21 protein-coding genes are annotated in these 24,197 nt (G+C 42.8%); 10 read left to right on the forward strand and 11 right to left on the reverse strand.

Annotation, left to right across the window (positions count from 1 at the left end; genetic code table 11):
* Nucleotides 1-7 precede the first annotated feature (7 nt).
* Complete coding sequence (glmS, locus tag HDC92_RS03345) at nucleotides 8-1,846, forward strand: glutamine--fructose-6-phosphate transaminase (isomerizing) (protein ID WP_012780310.1); 1,839 nt, start codon at nucleotides 8-10, stop codon at nucleotides 1,844-1,846.
* Nucleotides 1,847-1,887: 41 nt separating this feature from the next.
* Here the strand turns inward: glmS and HDC92_RS03350 are convergent, their stop codons facing one another.
* Both HDC92_RS03350 and mutY read right to left on the reverse strand, forming a co-directional pair.
* Nucleotides 1,888-2,316, reverse strand: a complete 429-nt coding sequence (locus HDC92_RS03350; protein ID WP_183872331.1) for a single-stranded DNA-binding protein — start codon at nucleotides 2,314-2,316, stop codon at nucleotides 1,888-1,890.
* Nucleotides 2,317-2,330: 14 nt separating this feature from the next.
* Nucleotides 2,331-3,380, reverse strand: coding sequence for an A/G-specific adenine glycosylase (gene mutY / locus HDC92_RS03355; RefSeq protein ID WP_183872333.1), 1,050 nt, complete (start codon nucleotides 3,378-3,380; stop codon nucleotides 2,331-2,333).
* A gap of 172 nt (nucleotides 3,381-3,552) precedes the next feature.
* On the opposite strand from mutY, the gene HDC92_RS03360 reads away from it, so the two are divergent.
* The 4 genes from HDC92_RS03360 (at nucleotide 3,553) to radA (ending at nucleotide 8,112) form a co-directional block, all read left to right on the forward strand.
* Nucleotides 3,553-3,855 carry an HU family DNA-binding protein gene (locus HDC92_RS03360; protein WP_012780307.1) on the forward strand — a complete coding sequence of 101 codons (303 nt, stop codon included), beginning with the start codon at nucleotides 3,553-3,555 and terminating at the stop codon, nucleotides 3,853-3,855.
* 5 nt (nucleotides 3,856-3,860) lie between these two features.
* Nucleotides 3,861-4,730: a tetratricopeptide repeat protein gene (locus HDC92_RS03365; protein ID WP_183872335.1), complete on the forward strand. Its 870-nt coding sequence runs from the start codon at nucleotides 3,861-3,863 to the stop codon at nucleotides 4,728-4,730.
* 252 nt (nucleotides 4,731-4,982) lie between these two features.
* A complete protein-coding gene (locus HDC92_RS03370; RefSeq protein ID WP_012780305.1) occupies nucleotides 4,983-6,533 on the forward strand; it encodes a ribonuclease E/G in 1,551 nt (516 codons plus the stop codon).
* 202 nt (nucleotides 6,534-6,735) lie between these two features.
* Entirely contained in the window at nucleotides 6,736-8,112 is a 1,377-nt protein-coding gene (gene radA / locus HDC92_RS03375) for a DNA repair protein RadA (RefSeq protein ID WP_183872338.1), read from the forward strand.
* Nucleotides 8,113-8,421: 309 nt separating this feature from the next.
* Here radA and carB read toward each other — a convergent pair whose 3' ends face one another.
* Nucleotides 8,422-11,238: a carbamoyl-phosphate synthase large subunit gene (carB, locus tag HDC92_RS03380; protein ID WP_183872340.1), complete on the reverse strand. Its 2,817-nt coding sequence runs from the start codon at nucleotides 11,236-11,238 to the stop codon at nucleotides 8,422-8,424.
* 215 nt (nucleotides 11,239-11,453) lie between these two features.
* On the reverse strand, nucleotides 11,454-11,765 hold the full coding sequence (locus HDC92_RS03385) for a carboxypeptidase regulatory-like domain-containing protein (protein ID WP_012780302.1): 312 nt from the start codon (nucleotides 11,763-11,765) through the stop codon (nucleotides 11,454-11,456).
* 117 nt (nucleotides 11,766-11,882) lie between these two features.
* Between HDC92_RS03385 and pnuC the strand changes: the two genes are divergently transcribed.
* The 5 genes from pnuC to HDC92_RS03410 all read left to right on the forward strand — a co-directional run bounded on the left by pnuC (nucleotide 11,883) and on the right by HDC92_RS03410 (nucleotide 17,600).
* The gene (gene pnuC / locus HDC92_RS03390; protein ID WP_012780301.1) at nucleotides 11,883-12,497 is read left to right on the forward strand and encodes a nicotinamide riboside transporter PnuC; all 615 of its coding nucleotides are present in this window, start codon (nucleotides 11,883-11,885) and stop codon (nucleotides 12,495-12,497) included.
* Complete coding sequence (locus HDC92_RS03395; RefSeq protein WP_183872342.1) at nucleotides 12,481-13,011, forward strand: AAA family ATPase; 531 nt, start codon at nucleotides 12,481-12,483, stop codon at nucleotides 13,009-13,011. The genes pnuC and HDC92_RS03395 overlap by 17 nt, the downstream gene beginning before the upstream one ends.
* Before the next feature lie 135 nt (nucleotides 13,012-13,146).
* Nucleotides 13,147-15,648: a TonB-dependent receptor gene (locus HDC92_RS03400; protein WP_012780299.1), complete on the forward strand. Its 2,502-nt coding sequence runs from the start codon at nucleotides 13,147-13,149 to the stop codon at nucleotides 15,646-15,648.
* Nucleotides 15,649-15,655: 7 nt separating this feature from the next.
* Nucleotides 15,656-16,288, forward strand: a complete 633-nt coding sequence (locus HDC92_RS03405; RefSeq protein ID WP_183872344.1) for a thiamine phosphate synthase — start codon at nucleotides 15,656-15,658, stop codon at nucleotides 16,286-16,288.
* Nucleotides 16,289-16,322: 34 nt separating this feature from the next.
* The gene (locus HDC92_RS03410) at nucleotides 16,323-17,600 is read left to right on the forward strand and encodes an MFS transporter (RefSeq protein ID WP_012780297.1); all 1,278 of its coding nucleotides are present in this window, start codon (nucleotides 16,323-16,325) and stop codon (nucleotides 17,598-17,600) included.
* A gap of 23 nt (nucleotides 17,601-17,623) precedes the next feature.
* Here HDC92_RS03410 and HDC92_RS03415 read toward each other — a convergent pair whose 3' ends face one another.
* From HDC92_RS03415 to rpsI, 7 genes are all read right to left on the reverse strand, one after another.
* Complete coding sequence (locus HDC92_RS03415) at nucleotides 17,624-19,372, reverse strand: ABC transporter ATP-binding protein (RefSeq protein ID WP_183872346.1); 1,749 nt, start codon at nucleotides 19,370-19,372, stop codon at nucleotides 17,624-17,626.
* Nucleotides 19,373-19,474: 102 nt separating this feature from the next.
* A complete protein-coding gene (frr, locus tag HDC92_RS03420; RefSeq protein WP_012780295.1) occupies nucleotides 19,475-20,038 on the reverse strand; it encodes a ribosome recycling factor in 564 nt (187 codons plus the stop codon).
* 40 nt (nucleotides 20,039-20,078) lie between these two features.
* Nucleotides 20,079-20,786: a UMP kinase gene (pyrH, locus tag HDC92_RS03425; RefSeq protein ID WP_012780294.1), complete on the reverse strand. Its 708-nt coding sequence runs from the start codon at nucleotides 20,784-20,786 to the stop codon at nucleotides 20,079-20,081.
* Between the two features lie 44 nt (nucleotides 20,787-20,830).
* Nucleotides 20,831-21,931, reverse strand: a complete 1,101-nt coding sequence (nagA, locus tag HDC92_RS03430; RefSeq protein WP_183872348.1) for an N-acetylglucosamine-6-phosphate deacetylase — start codon at nucleotides 21,929-21,931, stop codon at nucleotides 20,831-20,833.
* Nucleotides 21,932-22,019: 88 nt separating this feature from the next.
* The gene (gene tsf, locus HDC92_RS03435; protein ID WP_183872350.1) at nucleotides 22,020-22,859 is read right to left on the reverse strand and encodes a translation elongation factor Ts; all 840 of its coding nucleotides are present in this window, start codon (nucleotides 22,857-22,859) and stop codon (nucleotides 22,020-22,022) included.
* 99 nt (nucleotides 22,860-22,958) lie between these two features.
* A complete protein-coding gene (gene rpsB / locus HDC92_RS03440; protein ID WP_012780291.1) occupies nucleotides 22,959-23,783 on the reverse strand; it encodes a 30S ribosomal protein S2 in 825 nt (274 codons plus the stop codon).
* A gap of 18 nt (nucleotides 23,784-23,801) precedes the next feature.
* Entirely contained in the window at nucleotides 23,802-24,188 is a 387-nt protein-coding gene (rpsI, locus tag HDC92_RS03445) for a 30S ribosomal protein S9 (protein ID WP_012780290.1), read from the reverse strand.
* Nucleotides 24,189-24,197 lie beyond the last annotated feature (9 nt).

Here is a 24,197-nt window from a genome sequence, read left to right on the forward strand (position 1 = left end):
CTATTGTATGTGTGGAATAGTTGGTTACATCGGCCATAGAGAAGCCTGGCCCATTGTTATTAAAGGACTAAAAAGACTGGAATACCGTGGCTATGACAGTGCCGGTATTGCCCTGATCAATGACACGGGGTTAAACATTTATAAAAAAGCCGGAAAAGTACAGGAACTGGAAAATTTTGCTGCCGGCAAAAACCTAAACGGTACCATTGGCATCGGGCATACCCGATGGGCAACGCATGGTGCACCCTCCGACAGGAACTCGCATCCCCATACTTCAAACAATGGTAAACTGACCATTATCCATAACGGGATCATTGAAAATTATGCCACCCTGAAAGAAGAACTGATGACCCGTGGCCATGAATTTAAAAGTGATACGGATACAGAAGTACTGGTACACCTGATAGAAGAGATTTATAAGAATGACAATACGGACCTTTTAGAGGCGGTTAGGCTGGCATTGAACGAAGTAAGTGGTGCTTATGCCATAGTCGTGATGGATGAAGACCAGCCAGGGCAGCTGATTGCAGCCAGAAAAGGCAGCCCTATGGTGATCGGTGTAGGCGACGGGGAGTATTTTATTGCTTCTGATGCTACGCCGATTGTAGAATACACTAAAAATGTAATTTACCTGAACGACAATGAGATTGCATTTCTGAAACGCGATGAACTGCTCATTAAACGGCTTGACAATGTGGTACAGAGCCCTTATATCCAGGAACTGGAGCTGAAGCTTGAGATGCTGGAAAAAGGCGGCTATGAGCACTTTATGCTGAAAGAGATCTTTGAGCAGTCGCGCTCCATAAGAGACTGCATGCGCGGCCGGATTTATCCCAATGAGGGCAAGGTTCAGCTGGGCGGCATTAAAGAGTATGCAGATAAACTGAAAAACATAGACCGGATCATCATTGTAGCCTGCGGAACTTCCTGGCATGCAGGTTTGGTTGGGGAGTACCTGATTGAAGAATATGCACGCATCCCTGTTGAAGTGGAGTATGCCTCGGAATTCAGGTACCGCAATCCGATCATTACAGAGAAGGATGTGGTGATTGCCATTTCGCAATCGGGTGAAACGGCCGATACCATGGCAGCAATTGAAATGGCCAAGGAAAAAGGGGCAACAATTTTTGGGGTATGTAATGTGGTGGGGGCTTCTATACCAAGGCTTACCCATGCAGGTGTATATACACATGCCGGGCCGGAAATTGGTGTGGCATCTACCAAGGCCTTTACCGCCCAGGTAACGGTACTTACCCTGATGGCCTTTTACATGGCACAGCAAAAAGGCACGCTGACCCATTCTAAACTGGTAGAACTGCTGACCGAACTGGATTGTATCCCGGCAAAGATTGAGCGGGCCCTGGAATCGGACAGCATGATCAGGGAAATTTCCGAAAAATTTAAAGATTCGAGGAACTGTTTGTTCCTGGGCAGGGGAAGTGGTTTCCCTGTGGCTTTAGAAGGCGCTTTAAAGCTGAAAGAGATCTCTTATATCCATGCCGAGGGTTATCCTGCGGCCGAGATGAAACACGGGCCTATTGCTTTAATTGACGAGGAAATGCCGGTGGTGGTGATTGCGACTAAAAATTCTTCATATGAGAAGGTAATCAGCAACATACAGGAAGTAAAGGCCAGAAAAGGAATTGTACTTGCTATTGTTACCGAGGGTGATGTTGAGGTTAGAAAAATGGCAGATTACTGCATTGAGATACCTGATGCAAGTGAGGCCTTTTTGCCTTTACTGGCTACCATACCTTTACAATTGCTATCGTACCATATAGCGGTGCTGAGAGGCTGTAATGTAGACCAGCCAAGGAACCTGGCCAAATCGGTTACCGTAGAATAATTTAGAAAAGGGGTGCTTTCAAAAAAACACCCCTTTTTTATTTAGAAAGGTAAATCTCCGGATGGGTCAGTAAGATCGGTATACTCACTTTCACTTTTAGGTGTTGTGCCCTCACTACTAACCGGTGTTTGTTCAAAATCACTTTTCCTGCCCAGGATGGTAAAGTTTTCAACTACAACTTCTGTAACGTATTTCTTTATTTTTTCCCGGTCTTCAAAAGATCGGGTACGCAGTTTACCTTCAATATAAACCAGCTTGCCTTTTTGCAAATATTTAGAGGCAACTTCTGCCAGTCCCCTCCATAAAACAATGTTGTGCCATTCTGTTTGCTCTATGCGCTTGCCATCTTTGTTATAGGTCTCTGATGTTGCCAGTGGGAAACTTGCTACAGTTACCCCCCCGTCCAAATGTCTGACTTCAGGATCTTTTCCTAAATGCCCGACTAAAATAACTTTGTTAATACCTGACATGAATTTTGGTTTTTCTATGTAATAAAATGCTTACAAACAAAATTGGTGATCACTTTAGGTTGCGGCAATTCGTCGAATTCCGGCAATGAGACCCATTTTATTTCTGCATTCTGATTAAAGTTAATGATATAATTATCTAAACCAAAAAATTGAACATATATAGTTTGGTGTGTTAATAAATGTTTTTGATGGGATAAAGTCCTGACTTTACAAGCTGCGCCAAAGCTTTCCTGTAACAAAGGGGCAAACTTTTCGGGATCTTCCAGAAAAGGCCGGTCTGTTTCGATGAGTGGAAAATCATATAATTCCTGCCATATATCGCCAGGGCTCCTTTTTTTGACCAGGATGTTGTCGCCTTCCATACACAGGAAATAGTTGAAATAGCGGGTACGTTTTTTCAGTTTGTTCAATTTTACAGGAAGCGTACCGACCAGATGATGCTTTTGAGCAAAACAGCTGTCCTGAACCGGACATATACCACAATTGGGAGATTTGGGTTTGCACTGCAATGCGCCGAACTCCATAATGGCCTGATTGTATACTGAAGGCTGCTGACCACTGATGAGTGACTGGGCCAGGTCTGCGAACTGTTTTTTACCGGCGCTGCTGTTTATGGGGCTTTCTATACCGAAATAACGGGACAATACACGGAACACATTGCCATCGAGCACTGCTTTTGATTCATTTGAAGAAAAAGAAGCAATGGCAGCGGCGGTATACTCGCCAATCCCTTTTAGTTTAATGAGCTGATCATAGCGCACCGGAAAAACGCCACCATGCAGGTCGCGCACCTGCCGGGCTGTAAAAAGCATGTTCCTGCCCCTGGAATAATAGCCAAGCCCCTGCCATAATTTAAGCACCTGTGTTTCACTGGCGCTGGCAAAGTCGAGCACAGTTGGATAGTTCTGTAAAAAATTATTGAAATAGGGCAGGCCCTGGTCTACCCGGGTTTGCTGCAGGATCACTTCGGATAACCAGATGATGTATGCATCTGTAGTACCCCGCCAGGGCAGGTCCCTTTTATGGTTTAAGTACCAGTTTACGATTTCGGATTGAAAACTCATGCCCGTAAAAATACGGCGTAATTATTTGATTTTAGTAAAACTTGCAATCGGGTGATAGAAGAAACGACAAATAAATCATCTTTTATTTTCCTATCTCATTAAAAAGCAATACTTTTGCAACCCCAAAACATTTATAATATACAACACACAGTAAATTAATAAAACAAAAAATATGACTAAGGCAGATATTATTTCAGAAATATCAACGAAAACAGGAATTGAAAAGGTAGATGTACAAGAAACCGTTGAGGCATTTTTCAAGGTCATCAAAAACAGTATGATCGGTGGAGAAAATGTATACGTTAGAGGTTTTGGTAGTTTTGTTGTAAAAAAGAGAGCACAAAAAACTGCAAGAAATATTTCTAAGAACACAGCAATCATCATCCCTGAGCACTTTGTTCCAAGCTTTAAACCAGCAAAGGTATTTGTAGACAAAGTGAAAAACAACTCTAAAAAACTTAGCGTAGAAGCTTAATAGCCATGATAAACAGTATCCGTTCCAGACAAATTATTTTAATTGGCGCAATGGTTTTGCTGATTGCATTTTTGTTTACGAGGGATATTAAAGGTTTGGTGAAGCCAAAAGAAGACCCAACAGCTGCTGTTCCAGCCGGAGGTCAGATGGCCCCTGCCGAGACAGCGGCTATTAATTTAACTGAGGTTTCTGTTACCGGTAAAAATCTATTGAGTGCTAACCTTGCCGCAGAAATAACTGCTTTGGAAAACACCTATAAATCGGCTCCTGAGGCAAATAAAGCTGCAGCAGCAAAACTGTTGGCCCAAAAATGGGATGATGTGGAACAGGCTGTTCCAAGCGCCCTGTATTTAGAGCTGATGGCCGAGAAAGAGCCGACATTAAACCACTGGTTATCAACAGGCGAACGTTTTTTAAAAGCATTTGACAACACACGCGATAGTTTATTGCAACCTGCATTGTTACAAAAGGCCCATACGGCCTATACCAATGCGGTGAAAATAGATTCGGCCAGTGCTGATGCAAAAACCGGGCTAGGCATTACCATTGTTAATGGAATGGGCATGCCAATGCAGGGTATAGCGATGCTGATGGATGTGGTTAAAAAAGATCCTAAGAATTTAAAAGCAAATATGAGCTTAGGTACTTTTGCGATGAAATCGGGTCAGTTTGACAAGGCCGTAAACAGGTTTAACGACATTATTGCCATAAAACGTTCACCGGACGCCTATTTTTACCTGGGAACAGCTTATGAGAACCTGGGCAAGAACGAAGAGGCTATTGACGCCTATTTAAAGAGCAAGAAATTAGCGGGCAATGCAACTTTATCAAAATTTATTGACGATAAGGTAAAAGCATTAAAAAGTAAAAATTAATAAACAGATTTATAAAAATATTTAAAATTTAAAATTATGCCGAGCGGTAAAAAAAGAAAAAGACATAAAATGGCTACCCACAAACGCAAAAAACGTTTAAGAAAAAACAGACATAAGAAAAAATAATTTTTCTTAAAGTATTGCTCAACATAAAGGCTAGGATTTGTGATCGTAGCCTTTAGTTGTTGGCAGTAATGTTTTTTTTATTGTCCATGTGTTAATAAGGTATTTATACCTTAAAATCTGTAGCTTTTGGTAAAGGAACTAATTATAGATTCATCTCCTTCGGGAGTAACCATAGCTTTAGTTGAAGACAAACAACTTGTAGAACTCCATAAGGAGCAGATCAATAACAATTACGCTGTAGGCGACATTTATTTAGGCCGCATAAAGAAAATTATGCCGGGCCTAAATGCTGCGTTTGTTGATGTTGGTTATGAAAAGGATGCTTTTTTGCATTACTTTGATCTTGGTCCGCAAGTACAATCTTTAATAAAGCTTACGAAAATCAAGCGTAATGGCTCTGTTAACGGCACTTTATTAGATAATTTCAAATTAGAGGGTGACATTAACAAAGCAGGAAAAATATCAGAGGTGGTAAGTAAGAACCTCGTTTTGCCTGTCCAGATCGCTAAAGAGCCCATCTCAACAAAAGGACCCCGTTTAAGTTCTGATCTTTCGATTGCCGGAAGATATATTGTATTGGTGCCCTTCTCAAATGTGATCTCTATTTCCAAAAAGATTAAGAGCAATACTGAACGTAATCGTCTTAAAAAGATTATTGAAAGTATTAAACCTAAGAATTTTGGCGTGATCATCCGAACGGTATCAGAAGGCAAGGGTGTTGCCGAACTTCAGAAAGACCTTTTAGATTCGGTAGCCAAATGGGAAAACTTCATTAAGAAGTTGCCCGATGCGGAGCCTTCTAAACGTGTTTGGGGAGAAATGGACCGGACTTCGACACTGATCCGTGATATTTTGAGTACCGATTTCACGAATGTATATGTAAGCGACAACAATCTGTTCGAGGATATCCGCTCTTATGTACATGAGATCTCTCCGGAAATGGAGAAGATTGTAAAACTGTACAGACATAAAGAGCCTATATTTGAACACTTCGGGATTGAGAAGCAAATTAAAAATGCTTTTGGGAAAACGGTAAACCTGGCTGGTGGTGCCTACCTGGTGGTAGAGCATACTGAAGCCTTGCACGTAATTGACGTAAACAGCGGCAACAGAACGGCCAGCAAGGAAAATCAGGAAGAGAATGCCTTACAGGTAAACAAAGAGGCGGCAAAAGAGATCGCCCGCCAGCTGCGTTTGCGTGATATGGGTGGTATTGTGGTGATCGATTTTATTGATATGCACAAACCGGCAAACAGAAAAATGCTGTTTGACCATTTGAGGGACCTGATGCAGTTAGACCGCGCCAAACATACCATATTGCCACCAAGTAAATTTGGGCTGGTCCAGATCACCCGTCAGCGTGTACGACCGGAGATGAACATTGTGACCAGTGAGAAATGCCCGGCCTGTGACGGGACGGGAGAAATTAAGGCAAGCATTGTTTTGATGGATGACATTGAAAACAATCTGACCTATATTTTGCAGGAGCAAAACGAAAAAAATATTACGCTTTGTGTGCACCCTTACATTGAAGCCTACATTAAAAAAGGATTTATTTCTTTACAGTGGAAGTGGTTCTTTAAATTTGGACAGCGCATAAAGATTAAAGCTGTGCCTTCGTATAACCTTACTGAATTCCACTTTATTTCGTCAAAGGACGAAGAGATCAAATTATAATACCTTTTCGGTTGTTCAACAGGCCTGATTTCGAAAAAGAGATCAGGCCTGTTTTGTTTTCAAGCTGATTTTACTGGAATTTAAGCTAAATTCGTAAGCCCTTACATTATATTGTGTCTTCCTGAACATCGCAAGAGAAAGTTGCATTACAAAGTGAGGGCCCGGTTCAGGGTTACGAAATGGTTCATTAAAACTAAATAAATTGGCTAAAACAAAATCAGCATATTTTTGCCAGAGCTGCGGATACGAGTCAGCAAAATGGCTGGGCAAATGTCCATCCTGCAATGAGTGGAATACTTTTGTGGAAGAGGTTATTGAAAAAGCAGCTGCTAAAGTGCCCACCTGGAAAACAAGTACCGGTACCCAGCGCGTTAGTAAGCCCAACAAGGTAGACAATATCCAGTCTATAACCGAAGAACGCATTTTGACCGGCGATACAGAGCTTGACCGGGTTTTGGGCGGGGGCCTTGTTGCCGGTTCTGTTATTTTGATCGGCGGTGAGCCTGGCATTGGCAAATCCACTTTAATGCTGCAGCTGGCCTTAAACATTTCGGGCAAAAAGATTTTGTATGTATCCGGAGAGGAAAGTGAACAGCAGATTAAAATGCGGGCAGAGCGGATCACTGTACAGCCCATGGCAGATTGCTACATCCTGACAGAAACTTCCACACAAAATATATTTAAACAGATAGAGGAGCTTGAGCCCGATATTGTGGTTGTCGATTCGATACAGACCCTGCATTCGGCACACATAGAATCTACCCCGGGCAGCGTGTCGCAGGTAAGGGAGTGTACGGCCGAGTTGCTGCGTTTTGCAAAGGAGACGGATACCCCGGTATTTCTAATAGGCCACATTACCAAGGACGGAACGATTGCTGGGCCCAAAATACTGGAACATATGGTGGATACCGTTTTACAATTTGAGGGCGACAGGCACCATGTATACCGGATATTGCGGTCGATAAAAAACAGGTTTGGTGCTGCAGCCGAGCTTGGGATCTATGCCATGCACAGCAGCGGATTGAGGCAGGTTTCCAACCCATCAGAAATACTGCTTTCCCAGCGGGATGAAGAGCTGAGCGGAATTGCCATATCGGCCACTTTAGAGGGCGCCAGACCAATGTTGATTGAAACACAGGCCCTGGTGAGTGCAGCAGCCTATGGAACCCCCCAGCGGTCCTCAAATGGCTTCGATACCAAAAGGATGAACATGCTGCTTGCCGTGCTGGAAAAAAGATGCGGGTTCAGATTGAGCACAAGAGACGTATTTTTAAATATTGCCGGCGGAATAAAGGTAGAGGACCCGGCTATTGACCTGGCCATCCTGGTGGCCATTATCTCTTCTCATGAGGATATTTTTATTTCTTCAAAAATATGCTTTGCTGCTGAAGTTGGCCTTTCTGGCGAGATCAGGGCGGTAACCCGAATTGAACAACGCATTTCTGAAGCAGAAAAGCTTGGTTTTGAACGAATCTTTATTTCTAATTACAACAGGAAAGGGCTGGTGGTTGAACGTTATAAGATTGAGTTGATCGCAGTGAGCAAAATAGAAGATGTTTTCTCCCAGTTATTTGGATAAACAGCTAAAGCGTAGAAAACAAACCACATATTTCTACAGTACGGGGATTTATTTACACGAAATTGTAATTAAACTTCTTTTGTTGTTTTTCATACCTATCTAGTTATAAGACAGTTACACCATCGAACAAAGGTATTTTGAAAATGGCCTGTTAATTGCCTTTATTCAATCGTTAACGTTCATTTATGGATTTTAACAAACAATAGGGATGATTATCCTCGTTATCGTAAGGTAACGAGGATTTTTTATTTCAGGGGGAAATTGGCGAAGGCCTGTAAAATAAAAAAGTCCCTTTCGGGACTTTCTATATTACTTGGACAAATACATCGATTTATCTTTAATCAATTTTCTGAAGTAAGGATCTTCGGTGTCTTTAATGAACCTGATGGCCTCGCCGGTCGATTTCATTTCCGGGCCTAATTCTTTAGTTACCTCAGGGAATTTGTTGAAGGAGAATACCGGTTCTTTAATGGCATAACCTTTCAGTTTGCGCTCGATGGTAAAGTCTTTCAGTTTATTTACACCCAGCATCACCTTGGCGGCAATATTGATGTAAGGCACATCATAAGCTTTAGCAATGAAAGGAACCGTCCTGGAAGCCCTTGGATTGGCCTCAATCACATATACTTTTTCATCTTTAACTGCAAACTGGATGTTCAACAGGCCGATGACATTCAGTGCTCTTGCAATCTTTTTAGAGTAAGTTTCCATGTCGTTCATTACCTTTTCAGATAAGCTGAACGGAGGCAATACCGCACTGGAATCTCCGGAGTGGATACCAGCTGGCTCAATATGTTCCATCAATCCAACGATATGTACATCTTCCCCGTCACTGATCGAATCAGACTCTGTTTCTTCTGCCCTATCCAGGAAATGATCGATCAATACACGGTTACCGGGAAGGTCTCCTAATAATTTCACGACCGCTTTTTCCAGGTCTTCATCGTTGATCACGATGCTCATTCCCTGTCCGCCCAATACATAGCTTGGTCTGACCAATACCGGATAACCCACTTCATTTGCTACAACTATTGCTTCTTCGGCATTTTCTGCAACACCATATTTTGGATAGGGAATATCAAGTTCCTTTAAAAGGTCTGAGAAACGGCCCCTGTCTTCGGCCACATCCATGTCGTTATAAGAAGTGCCGATAATCTTAATGCCATTCTCGTGCAGCTTCTCGGCCATCTTTAAGGCCGTTTGTCCGCCTAGCTGTACAATTACACCTATTGGTTTTTCCAATTCTATAATTTCTCGTACATGCTCCCAGAATACCGGTTCAAAATATAGTTTATCGGCCATGTTAAAGTCGGTAGATACCGTCTCTGGGTTACAGTTGATCATGATGGCTTCGAAACCGGTTTCTTTGGCGGCAAGCAGACCATGCACACAAGAATAGTCGAACTCTATACCCTGCCCGATACGGTTAGGACCAGAGCCAAGTACAATCACTTTCTTTTTATCAGATGGTAAAGATTCGTTCTCTTCCTCAAAAGTTGAGTAATAGTAAGGTGTTTTTGCAGCAAACTCGGCAGCACAGGTATCCACCATTTTGTAAACGCGTTTGATGCCCAATGACTTTCTGCGCTCGTATACTTCATCTTCGGTTACATTGCCCAGCAGATAGGCAATCTGGATATCAGAAAAACCTTTCTGCTTTAGGGTAAAGAAGAAGTCTTTAGGAATATTATTTAGTGAATAACGTTTCAGCTCTGTTTCCAGCTGCACCAATTCCTGTATTTGTGACAGGAACCATTTGTCGATACGGGTAACTTTACGGATCGACTCAAGTGGCACACCCATACTCATGGCATCCTTGATCAGGAACAACCTGTTCCAGCTGGCATGCTCCAGGCCATACATGATTTCGTCGATGTTTCTTTTGTGCTTACCATCTGCACCCAGACCTGCGCGGCTGATCTCTAAGCTCTGACAAGCTTTTTGGAGGGCTTCGATAAAAGTACGGCCGATAGCCATCACCTCACCTACCGATTTCATCTGCAGGCCCAGCTCCATATTGGCGCCTTTAAATTTATCAAAGTTCCAGCGGGGTACTTTTACGATTACATAGTCTAAAGTAGGCTCAAAGTAGGCCGAGGTTGTTTTTGTAATCTGGTTTTCCAGTTCGTCCAGGTTATACCCGATAGCCAGTTTAGCCGCAATCTTGGCAATAGGATATCCTGTTGCTTTACTGGCCAGGGCCGACGAGCGGGATACCCTTGGGTTGATCTCGATGGCAATGATCTCATCGTTGTCGGGATTTACCGAGAACTGTACATTACAGCCTCCGGCGAAGTTTCCGATGGCGCGCATCATGCGGATAGCCTGGTTACGCATATCCTGGTAGCAACGGTCGGACAAGGTCATTGCCGGTGCTACGGTGATGGAATCTCCTGTATGGATACCCATTGGATCGAAGTTTTCAATAGAACAGATAATGATCACATTGTCATTACTGTCCCTTAACAACTCCAGTTCATATTCTTTCCAGCCTAAAACGGCTTGCTCTACCAGTACCTCATGGGTAGGAGAAGCCTCAAGCCCGCGTTTTAAAGCCTGGTCAAATTCTTCTTTTTTGTGTACGAAACCACCTCCATAACCACCCAATGTATAAGAAGGGCGGATAACCAATGGATAACCAATTTCCTGGGCTGCTTCTTTACCTTCCAGGAAAGAGTTGGCAATTTTTGAAGTAGCTACCCCTACACCTATATCAACCATTAACTGGCGGAAAGCTTCCCGGTTTTCAGTTTTCTCGATTGCTGCAACATCCACACCGATCACTTTAACACCGTATTTTTCCCAAATGCCCCGTTCAGATGCTTCAATACAAAGATTCAACGCTGTTTGTCCACCCATAGTAGGCAGTACAGCATCAATTTTGCGTTCCTGCAAAATCTGCTCAATAGAATCTACCGTTAGCGGCCAGAGATAAACATGGTCCCCAATCACTTTGTCGGTCATGATGGTTGCAGGATTTGAATTGATGATCGAAACTTCAATTCCCTCTTCTTTTAAAGATAAGGCGGCTTGAGATCCCGAATAGTCAAATTCGCAGGCTTGGCCAATGATGATAGGGCCCGATCCGATAATTAGTACTGAGCGTATGGAGGTGTCTTTAGGCATAAGGCTTTAAAAAGTCTAATGTATTATGGATAAAAAAATGCAGTTTTGAGACCGGAATAGTCCAGAGATTTCCCTTGCAGGGTATAAAGCTCCCGACTCTTCTGTCGGGATGCAAAGTTACGCTTTTGTGTGTTAAAAATCTGCTATTTTTAAAAAAACCCTTATAAATAAAAATGGAGGATAAAATACCCTCCAAATCATGCTATAAACTTTAGTTATTGCTGAAGCTTAATCTCGCCAACATCTGTTACGGCGCTGTCTATAACGGCCACGTTCTCTACTGATGTATCTTTATAGGGCGCTTTGGCCTTTATCCATAAGGTATAGGTGGCCGGTTTTATTCCGCTGAACATAAAACTACCATTCCTGATTTCTGCTTTAAGGGTATCTGTTCCTGTCACGGCAAGCACCTGTACAGCTCCATCAGGCGGACTGACCTTACCCTGTATGCCAGTCGCTTTAATCAATGTGAAGGCAAAAAACGTGAGCAGCAAGCCCGCTGCCACTAAGAAGCTTATCTTTTTCATTGCTAATCAATTTTAGTTTAACCTTTATTTCAGTTGTAATGATGATCTTTCATTTATAGACAAACAATATTCCGGATTGTTTTAAACCATGCAAGATCCATTTAGTACTTTTGGGCGATGATTGAATTACTGAAGGACAGCTTTACTCAATTTTTTATTCAAACCGGGGCCCTGGAGTGGTTTGGTGTGTTTACCGGTATACTTTGTGTATGGCTGGCGGCCAAGAACAACATTTACAGCTGGCCTATTGCAATTGTAAGTGTAATCATCTATATCTTTATTTTCTTTGAATCGAAATTGTATGCCGATATGGGCCTGCAGTTTTATTTCTTTTTTATGAATGTATACGGCTGGTATTACTGGAGCAAAAACAGGAACAACCCGGCTGCCTCCAGACCGATAGCGCACATTACCCAAAAAGAAATGCTGCTGTCTGCAATTGGCGTTGTCGTTTTCACCTTCCTGCTGGGGCAGCTGCTGCATAAAAATACAGATGCTTCTTTCCCTTTTATTGATAGTTTTTGTACCGCCTGCAGTTTGGTTGCCCAGGTATTTCTTGCCCGTAAGGTGATACAGAACTGGCTGATCTGGATTTTTGCAGACATCATTTATGTAGGGATGTACGTGTCGAAAGACCTGTATGCTACAGCTGTGATGTATGCATTATATGTTTATATTGCAATTGTTGGTTATTTGGACTGGAGGAAGATTTACCGTGAACAGGAACATTAAAAAAATTGCCATTGTAGGCCCGGAAAGCACGGGTAAATCGACCATTACTGCACAGCTGGCCAGGCATTACGAAACACTTTGGGTGCCCGAATATGCGCGGTATTATTGTGCAGCCCTAACCGAACCCTGTAACTTACAGGATGAGACCAATATGTTTCACGGACAGGTAGCCCTGGAAGAATCGATATTGTCTATTGCCGAAAAAGACTTCATTTTTTGTGATACTACCTTTCTGACGGTAAAAATATGGAGCGATGAGGTTTTTGGCGAAACGCCTCAGGTAGTGCTGGATGCCCTGCCCTGCTATCATTATGACCTTTATTTACTGATGGACATCGACCTGCCCTGGCAGGAAGATCCGCTGCGCGATTTCCCTCATAAACGCGAGCATTTTATGCAGGTATGGCATAAGGAACTTAAAGCTTTAAATGCAACCTACATAGTGATAGGCGGTCAGGAAAACCGGCTGGACAATGCCATTGCTGCTGTAGAAAGTTTGCTATTGATAAAATAAGCTTTACCTTTGCTTCATCAAAAAGGGGTGCCTTGTTTTGTAAAAAACACGAAAACAGGCTGAGAGTATACCCATTATATCTCCAAACAGATATAAACACCTGATCCGGATAATGCCGGCGGAGGGACAAGAGTTATGGAAAATTATTTAAAATCAAGCAAATTGAAAAGATCAATTATCGCAGTGTTCACTGTGCTGATGCTGCCATTGCTATCAATGGCACAGTTCAGCATTTCGGGAACTGTATCCGAAAAATCAAACCAGGTACTACCGGGCGCTTCTGTAAGGCTCAAAAACAAAGGGACAGGCCTTACTTCCGATGCCCATGGGCAGTACCGTTTTAACAACCTGAAAGCAGGGAATTATGTGCTTATTGTAAGTTATATTGGTTACCGGAGTACAGAAAAGGCAGTCAGTTTAAATGCTGATGCAGTAGTAGACATAACATTGGCCCCCGCTGCCTTCCTTGCGGATGAAGTAATTGTAAGGGCCACGCGTGCCAATGAAAAATCGGCCACCACCTATAAAAACATCGGTAAAAAAGAAATTGAAGAAAACAACTTTGGCCAGGACCTGCCTTTTATACTGAACAATACACCGGGTGTAGTGGTCACTTCGGATGCAGGTGCAGGTGTGGGCTATACCGGCATCAGGATAAGGGGCAGCGATGCCAGCAGGGTAAATGTGACCGTAAATGGCATTCCCTATAACGACAGCGAAAGTCAGGGTACCTTTTGGGTAAACATGCCAGATTTTGCTTCTTCGGTAGATAATATACAGATCCAGCGCGGAGTGGGTACCTCTACCAATGGGGCAGGTGCTTTTGGTGGCAGTGTAAATATACAAACAGCATCTGTTGCCGATCAGGCTTATGCCGAACTGAACAACGCTTATGGCTCATTTAATACTTTAAAAAATACCGTTAAGGTTGGAACAGGGATGATCGACAACAAATGGAGCTTTGACGGGCGTTTATCCAGGATAAAATCGGATGGTTTTATAGACCGGGCGGCTTCCGACCTGAAATCATACTTTTTGTCGGGCGCCTATTACGGTAAAAAAGACCTGTTGCGCATCAATGTATTTTCGGGACAGGAAAAAACCTACCAGGCCTGGAACGGTGTTCCCGAAGCAAAATTAAGGGGAGACCTGGTAGCCCTGGAAGAGCACTACAACAACAACCTGGGTTATCTGTATTATACAGATGCCGATCGTGCAAACCTGTTCAATTCCAACAACAGAACTTATAACCAGTTTACTTATAAAGACCAGAACGACAATTATACCCAAAGCCATTACCAGGCTTTATATGCCAGGCAGTTGAACGAAAAATTTTCGTTTAACGGGGCCCTGCACTATACCGATGGCGCCGGTTATTTTGAAGAATATAAGAACGACCAGAAGTTTAGCAAGTATGGTTTGCCGGATGTAAGTGTTGGTGGTAGCCCCATTAGCAAAACCAACCTGGTTCGCCGCCGCTGGCTGGACAATGACTTTTACGGCCTTACCTACGCGTTCAATTACGTCCCCTCGTCCAACTTAAACATTACCTTAGGTGGTGCGTATAATCAATACCGAGGTAAACACTTTGGCCAGATCATCTGGGCCCAATATGCTTCAACTGCTGCAAATGATTATCATTACTATGATGGAAAAGGAAATAAAGATGATTTTAACACCTATGCTAAGGTGAATTATTCTCCTGTAAGCCAGCTCAGCTTATTTGCTGATCTTCAGTATAGAAATGTAAATTACGACATTACCGGCCTTGATAAAAATCGCAACACTCTTGATTTCCATAATAAATACAATTTTTTCAATCCTAAAGTTGGTGCCACTTATTTTATAAATCAACAAAGTAACGTTTACGCATCCTTTAGTGTGGGGAACAAAGAACCAAACCGCGACGACTTCAGCAATCTTAAGGCAGGGCTGCCCGTTCCAAAATCAGAACATTTAAATAATGTTGAAGCAGGCTACCGCATTACAGACAAAGACTTTAATGTGGGCATCAATGTTTATGGAATGTTCTATAAAGACCAGCTTATTTTCACTGGAGAGGTGAATGATGGAGGAGACCCTTACCGACAGAATGTAGATAAAAGTTCCCGTATGGGACTTGAAATAGATGGATCCTATAGCATTAGCCCAAAGTTTATCATCAATGCCAATGCGGCCTTAAGCCGGAACAAGATCAAAAATTACATAGATTACGTTTCAGTATATGATGCCAATTTTGACCTGATCAATGTACAGGCTACCAGCTATGCCAATCCTGATATTTCCTTCTCACCCAACACCGTATTGTTCGGAGAGCTGGTTTACAAGCCGCTTAGTGGCTTTGCAATGGCCCTGCAAAGCAAATATGTAAGCAAACAGTACATGGACAATACACAGAATGAAAGCCGTAAACTGGATGCCTACTGGGTAAACAATGCCAGGCTGGGCTATGATTTTAATTTAAAGGGGATAAAAAATATCAATATCGGCTTGCTGATCAACAATATCCTGGATAAAAAATATGAGAGCAATGGCTATACCTATAGCTCCATTTATCCATGGGGCATGCTAACAGAAAACTTTTATTTCCCTCAGGCCGGAACAAATTTCTTACTTTCGCTGAACCTGAAATTTTAACCCGGTTATGAAGAAGTTCATCGAGAAGCTCCATTTTATTACGCATGATATTGAACACTTAAGCCACCTGGAACAGGCGCAGATTGCCTGTACTGCAGGTGCAAAATGGATACAATACCGTTGCTTAACCAAAAATGACAATGAGCTGCTCGCTGATATCAATGCCATTGCCGAGATCTGTGACGACTGGGGAGCCACCCTGATCGTTACAGATCATGTGCACCTGAACGGCATGGCCGACATACAGGGTTTTCATATCGAAGATATGGCTGCTGATTTTGTGAAGCTCAGGCAGCAACTGGGTGAAGCCCTGACCATTGGCGGATCGGCAAACACGGTTGAGGGCCTGATCAGACTGGCCGCTGAAGGTGCCGACTATGCCGGTTTTGGCCCCTTTTATACCACGCTTACCAAACCCAACGACCTGCCCTTACTTGGTATTGAAGGCTATCGTAAAGCGATGGGCCTGCTGAAGGAAAAGGTAATAGATTTACCTGTACTGGCAGTTGGGGGCATAACAGCTAACGACATTGACCCTTTAATGAATACTGGTATTTTTGGTATCGCGGCCTCTGCTGCCATTAACCGGGCAGATGATATGCGGGAGGCCTATCTCTCATTTTATGACAGAATCATGTAAATACTTTTTTTAGCTTTGTTTAAAGTATCTACCCTTGGACGATCATACAGTCATAACAGAAAAGCCCGACCTTTACGCAGCCTTACGGCTCAAAGAATTCAGATATTATATGGGTATGCGGTTCTTCTTTACGTTTGGCTATCAGATGCAGGCCGTTATCATCGGATTCCATATTTATCATTTGACAAAAGATCCGCTGGCCCTGGGCCTGGTAGGCCTTTGTGAGGCCATTCCATCTATTGGCATTGCCTTGTATGGAGGCTATGTAGCCGATAAATCTGAGAAAAGGGGCTTGCTCATGAAAATTTTCATTACCGTATTCCTTTGTTCCTTTGTAATGATGCTGGTTACCATTCCGCAAATGCACGCGTATGTGCCGGCAAATTATGTAGTCCCAGTCATGTACCTGATGATCTTTGGGATTGGCATAGCCAGGGGCTTTTACAGTCCGGCTGCTTTTTCTGTAATGGGACAGGTTGTGCCTAAGGCGCTATACCCCAATTCCAGTACATGGAACAGCTCGGCCTATATGACCGCTTCAATTCTGGGCCCTGCGGTAGGTGGGCTGATTTATGCTTTCTTTGGTGTAACTGTCACTTATGCCGTTATCATTGCCTTCATCCTTGTTGCACTCTGCTTCATTTTCCTTTTAAAACCAATCCCGGCTAGGTTCATCCCTAAAGAAAACATTGTCAAAAGTCTTACAGAAGGTGTAAAATTTGTATTTAAAAACAAAATGATGCTGGGCGCCATGAGCCTTGACCTTTTTTCTGTTTTTTTTGGCGGAGCCGTTGCGCTGCTGCCGGTTTTTGCGAACGATATTCTCAAAGTGGGGTCTGAAGGGCTGGGTTTTATGCGGGCTGCTGCATCTGCGGGGGCGGTGATTACCATGCTGGCCATGACCCGCTTTTCACCTATGAACAAGCCCTGGAGAAATCTGCTTATCGCGGTAACCGGCTTTGGCACGAGCATCATTTGTTATGGCATTTCTAAAAACTTTTACCTCACCTTATTCTTTTTGTTTATGGAAGGAGCCTTTGATAGTGTGAGTGTCCTTATCCGTTCTACCATCATGCAGTTGCTTACACCCGATGAGATGCGGGGCAGGGTATCGGCAGTGAACAGCATGTTTATCGGCTCTTCTAATGAAATAGGGGCTTTTGAATCGGGTTTAACGGCCAAACTGATGCGGACTGTTCCGGCAGTGGTATTTGGGGGCAGCATGACCATAGTGGTGGCCGGACTTACTTACTTAAAAACAAAAAACCTGCTCAGGTTAAGCCTTAATGAAATTAACGAACAAAGGGCTTAAGCGCCGGCTCATAAACCAGCTGGTTAAACCTCCTGCCTTTCCCCGATCTGCTGTCTCCACATGGCATAATACAGCCCATTGAGCGCAACCAGATCATTGTGGGTACCTTCCTCTATCACATTTCCTTTCTCCAGCACATAGATGCGGTCGGCATGACGAATGGTAGACAGCCTGTGCGCAATTAAAATGGTAATGTGGTTATCTATATCCGACACCTCTCGAATGGTAGCAGTAATCTCTTCTTCAGTTAAAGAATCCAGTGATGAAGTGGCCTCATCAAAAACCAGGATATCCGGTTTACGCAACAAGGCACGGGCTATTGATAAACGCTGCTTCTCGCCACCTGACACCTTAACCCCACCCTCACCAATTACTGTATCCAGCCCCTTATCAGCTCTGGACAGCAGGTTCTGGCAGGCAGCCTGATGCAATACCCGCATACATTCTTCGTCGGATGCCCCTGGCCTTACAAACTGCAGGTTTTCCCTGATGGTTCCTGAAAACAATTGCGTATCCTGCGTTACAAAGCCTATTTTTTCCCGGAGTACATCCAGGTCTATATTTATTCCCGGAATGCCATTGTATTTTATGTCACCCGTTTTAGGGCCGTACAATCCAACCAGTAGTTTAACCAGGGTTGTTTTTCCTGAACCGGAAGGGCCAACAAAAGCAATTGTTTCTCCTATTCCGGTTTTAAAGCTGATGTTGTTGAGGGCATTGGTATTGGCCGATTGATGCTTAAAACCCACATTTTCAAATTCCAGTTCTGTTATTTTAGTAAGTGTGGCCGGACGCTCAGGTTTCTTATCTTTCGGGATGGACATGATGCGTTCAAAATTGTTCAGCGAGACTTCAGTTTCCCTGTAAATATTAATGATGTTGCCCAGTTCCTGCAAAGGCCCAAAAATGAAGAAGGAATAGATAAACAGCGAAAAGAATTCTCCTACGGTAATGCGTCCTGCAAAGATCAGGTACATCATTAAAAAGAGCAGGCCATTGCGCAGCAGGTTCACAAATGTTCCCTGTATAAAACTCAGGCTCCTGATGTACTTTACTTTTTTAAGTTCCAGGCCCAATATTTTGGTTGTAGTGCTGTTTAACCTGTTGATCTCCTGCTTGGCCAGACCCAAACTTTTTACCAGCTCAATGTTACGCAGGGATTCTGTGGTAGAGCCTGCAAGGGAAGTGGTTTCAGCCACAATATTTTTCTGCACACGTTTAATCCGTTTGCTTAAAAAGGAGCTCAAAAAACCCAATAAGGGAATGGCCGAGAAATAGACCACTGCTATTACCCAATATACAGATATGGCATAAACCGTAACAAATACAATTCCGATGATGCTGGTAAACAAAACGTTAATTGCGGCCTGCACCAGCTTTTCGGTATCCAGTCTGACCTTCTGTAGTATGCCCAGCGTTTCTCCGCTTCGCTGATCCTCAAACACCTGATAGGGCAAATCTAATGAATGGGCCAGACCATCAGAATAAATCTTTGCACCCAGGCGCTGTGTAATTACATTTACATAATAATCCTGAAAGTTCTTGGCAATACGGGATACCATTGCGGCCCCCATGGCCAGCAAGATCAGTACACCTGCACCTTTTATAAATTCATCTGTAGTAAAATTCTTATAATTGGTTACGTATTTATCAATAATGAGGCGAAATACGTAGGGGTCAAGAAAAGAAAATATCTGGTTAACCGCCGCCAGAAACAAGGCCAATACGATCAGACCTTTATAGTTTTTTAAATAGCTGAACAAGATTTTCATATATGGGGTTTGCGTAGATTATTAAAAAATAGCTGTCAAAAATAAAGAAAGGGAATGAAGCATTCTCTTCATTCCCTTTAATTTACAAGTAGATTATAATCTTTAAACTGTCATGATATCTTTTTCTTTTGCTTCTGCATGTTTATCAACTTTGATGATATAGGCATCCGTGATCTTCTGCACTTCAGCTTCACCGGTTTTGATCTCATCATCAGAAACGCTTTCGCCTTTCAGTTTTTTGATCTTTTCGTTGGCATCCTTGCGGATGTTACGAACAGTAATGCGACCTCTTTCGGCTTCTTCCTTCACTTTTTTCACCAGGTCTTTCCTACGTTCTTCTGTCAGCGGGGGAACCACCAGACGTATAACAATACCGTCATTTTGGGGGTTGATGCCTATATTTGCTTCCATAATGGCGCGTTCTATAGGTGTAAGCAGGGTCTTTTCCCATGGCTGTACAATTAAGGTACGCGCATCAGGAGTATTGATACTTGCCACCTGGCTCAAAGGGGTTGGATTTCCGTAATAATCAACCATGATGCCATCCAGCATTCCTGCCGAAGCTTTACCTGCACGAATTTTTGTCAGTTCAGCTTCGCAATGCAAAATAGCCTTTTCCATAGTGGCCTGAGCATCTTGTAATTGTTTCTTTATGAGGTCATTCATAATTATTAAATTTAACCAAAAATATAAAATTTATTTAGCATCAGCTCCTTACAAGCGTACCAATCCCATCACCATTTGCTATTTTCATAAAATTACCGGTTTTGTTCATGTCAAAAACAATGATCGGAAGGTTGTTCTCTTCACAAAGTGTAAAGGCGGTCATATCCATCACATTCAGGCCTTTGGCATAAACTTCTTTAAAAGATATTTCTGAATATTTTGTGGCCGTAGGGTCTTTTTCCGGGTCCGCCGTATAGATTCCATCCACACGTGTCCCCTTCAATACTACATCTGCTTTAATTTCAATTGCACGAAGCGCTGCAGCCGAATCTGTTGTGAAGTAAGGGTTCCCGGTACCCGCTCCGAAAATAACAACACGCCCTTTTTCAAGGTGGCGCACTGCCCTGCGACGGATAAACGGCTCGCAGATCTGTTCCATTTTTATGGCAGTAAGGAGCCTGGTTTTCAGGCCAACTTTTTCCAGGGCATCCTGCAGTGCCATACTGTTAATTACAGTGGCCAACATGCCCATATAATCGGCCTGGGCACGGTCCATACCCGATTTTTCAGCACTCAGACCTCTAAAAATATTACCACCACCAATCACAATTGCTATTTCAAGACCTTCATCGTGTACCGCTTTGATGTCTTCCGCATATTGTCTTACTACCTCGTTATCAATACCATACTGCTTATCGCCCATCAGCGATTCGCCACTTAATTTTAGTAGGATCCGTTTATACTTCATGAGGCCAAAAATACCAATTTGTTTTAATTAACAAGCGTCGAAATCTACAAACCGTCCACAAAAACTTTACGGAGCTGAAGTTCAGCATCCAGCAGCAGCAGGTTAGCCCTGCTGCCCACGCTCAAAGAACCGATTTCATCAGACAGTCCCATTAAACCCGCAGGCAATGCTGAAGCCTTGTTTATCGCGTCATACAATGGAATTTCGCAATATTTTACACAATTTTGTACTGCCTGGACCAGGGTGATATTAGAGCCAGAAAGCGTGCCATCTGCTGTAATAAATTTTTCGCCGGACAGCTGATGCTGATAAGGACCGGTATCGCATTCCGTTACCGCATCTGTAATTAAAAATAAGCGGTCGCCCATCAGTTTATGGCTCATTTTTACCACCTCAAAATCCACATGGTTGCCATCCGCTATGATACTGGCCATTGCACTGGGGTGGTTAAATACAGCAACAGGTAAATTTGGCGTCCGGTGATGTATGGGCGGCATGGCATTAAACAAATGCGTAGTCGTCTTAAATCCATTGTTATAAGCAGCAGTAGCTTCAGCAAAGCTGGCATCACTGTGTCCAAGTGATAAAAGCACACCATGTTCCAGTAAACAGCTGATCACCGCCTCGTCCTGAAGTTCTGCAGCGAGGGTCATCATCTTTACCGTGCCATCAGCATGGTCCAGCAAACGTTTCACCTCATCTAAACTGGCTTTATGGATATAAGCTGCTATATGTGCGCCCCTGCGTTTAGGATTCAGATATGGTCCTTCCAGGTGCAGGCCTAAAAAACCCCGGGCTTCCGCACGATAAGCTTTGGCTGCATCAATACTCTGGTAAACGATTTCCATGCTATTGGTGGCCACACAGGCCAGGAAACCAGTAGTGCCTTTTCCAATCAGGTCTGCGTCCATTTGTTTTAAGGTATCTGCTGTCGGATAGGCCGAAAAAAGCTGGCCTCCACTGCCATAGATCTGCAGGTCTATAAAAGAAGGACAAAGGTAATCACCCCTGGCATCTATACGCTCAAACCCATCTGGAATGGTTTCATTGGAAATTTTCGTGATTTTTCCATTTTCTATAAGTACATGCTGGTCTGCTGACAGCAGCCCCTCTTTGAAGAGCTTACAATTGGTGATTGCGATCATAGCGGTTATCCGATTTATACCATCAAATATAAAACAAAAAAAAAGCCTCCTGAAAACAGAAGGCTCTTCTAAAAAAATTAACTAAGTATTAAGCTCCTAATTGTACGCGTTTAAACGCAACAACAGTTAAACCATTAGAAACATCGTTTAAGAATTCACGTACATCCTTAGATGAATCTTTAACAAATTCCTGGTTTAACAAAGTACTGTCTTTGTAGAATTTATTTAATTTACCGGCAGCAATTTTTTCTACCATTTCCTCAGGTTTACCTTCAGCACGGATCTGCTCTTTAGCAATTTCAGTTTCGCGCTCAATAGTAGTAGCATCCACATCAGCTTTATCTAAGGCAACAGGGCTCATTGCAGCAATCTGCATAGCCACATCTTTACCGGCTTCCTCAACACCTGCACCAGCCTGGTTTAAAGCAACCAATACGCCTAAACGGTAGTTACCGTGAATGTAAGGAACAACTTTATCACCAGTAACGGTTTCAAATTTAGAGATACCGATTTTCTCACCGATTTTACCTGTGTTTTCAACAATGATATCTGACACTTTTTGTCCGTCAACCTCTAAAGCTAACAGCTCTTCTAAAGAAGCAGGATTTTTATCGATAGCCAGGTCAGTAAATGTATTGGCCAAAGCAACAAAATCAGCATTTTTAGCCACAAAGTCGGTCTCGCAGTTCAGTTCAACTACTACACCGCGTTTGCCATCAGCAGTAGCTTTAGCAATAACAACCCCTTCGTTAGAATCACGATCCTGACGGGAAGCAGCAACTTTAGCACCTTTTTTACGTAAATAATCAACCGCAGCTTCGAAATCACCGTTCGCTTCGATCAATGCTTTTTTACAGTCCATCATACCAGCACCAGTTTGTTGGCGCAATTTGTTTACATCAGCTGCAGAAATTTGTACTGTCGACATTTTAATTCTTTTTAAGTTTTTATCAAAAAATTAAGGGTTGTACGCAGATTGTTGTAAGTAGAACCTGCAACGCACAACATACAACCCATATTATATTATTTAAGCTTCTTCGCTTGTACCTTCTTCGGTCTCAGCCTCAACTTTTTTCCTTCTTGCACCAGGAGCAGCAGCTTCAGGGGCATCAGCAGCAGCTTTAGCAGCTACAGCTTCTTTTTCGGTTTCTTCATCTTTTTCGCGTTTGCGCTCATCTAAACCTTCTTCAATTGCTTTGATGATCACATCAGTAATTAAAGAGATCGATTTAGTAGCGTCATCATTCGCAGGGATTGGGAAATCGATGTTTGAAGGATCAGAATTGGTATCTACCATTGCAAAAGTTGGAATGTTTAATTTCAACGCTTCACTAACAGCGATGTGCTCTTTTTTAACATCAATTAAAAAGATAGCAGCTGGCAAACGGTTTAAGTCTGCAATACCACCCAATAAGCTTTCCAATTTGATACGCTCACGCTGGATCATTAAACGCTCTTTCTTAGAAAGGATCGAATAAGTACCGTCTTTAGTCATTTTATCGATGTTAGACATCTTTTTGATCGACTTGCGTACAGTAGCAAAGTTGGTTAACATACCACCTAACCAACGCTCGGTTACGTAAGGCATATTTACTTTTTTCGCCTGATCAGCAACAATTTCTTTAGCTTGTTTCTTCGTCGCTACAAATAAGATCTTACGACCAGATTTTACGATCTGTTTGATCGCTGAAGCAGCTTCTTCAGTTTTAGTTAAAGTTTTATTTAAATCTATAATGTGGATACCGTTGCGCTCCATGAAAATATATGGGGCCATTTTTGGGTTCCATTTACGGGTAAGGTGACCAAAGTGTACACCTGCATCCAATAAGTCTTGATATGTAGTTCTTGCCATTGTTTTGTCTCCTTAAGGTTAACGTTTACTGAATTGGAATTTCTTACGTGCTTTCTTGCGTCCTGGTTTCTTACGTTCAACCATACGCATATCACGGGTCATTAACCCTTTAGCGCGTAATGCTGGTTTTTTCTCAGCATCTAATTCAACAATAGCTTTAGCGATAGCCAAACGAACTGCTTCTGCCTGACCTTTTACGCCACCACCTGCTACGTTTACATTTACATCATACTGACCAACAAGTTCAGAAACTTCGAACGATTGGTTAACAATGTATTGCAAAGGCAATGTTGGGAAATATACTTTGTAGTCTTTACCATTTACGGTAATGGTGCCGTTGCCTTCTTTTAAATAGATACGTGCAACAGCTGTTTTTCTTCTTCCTGAAGTGTTTGTAACTGACATTTCTTCTTT

The organism is Pedobacter sp. AK017 (genome assembly GCF_014200825.1).
GTDB classification, from domain to species: domain Bacteria; phylum Bacteroidota; class Bacteroidia; order Sphingobacteriales; family Sphingobacteriaceae; genus Pedobacter; species Pedobacter heparinus.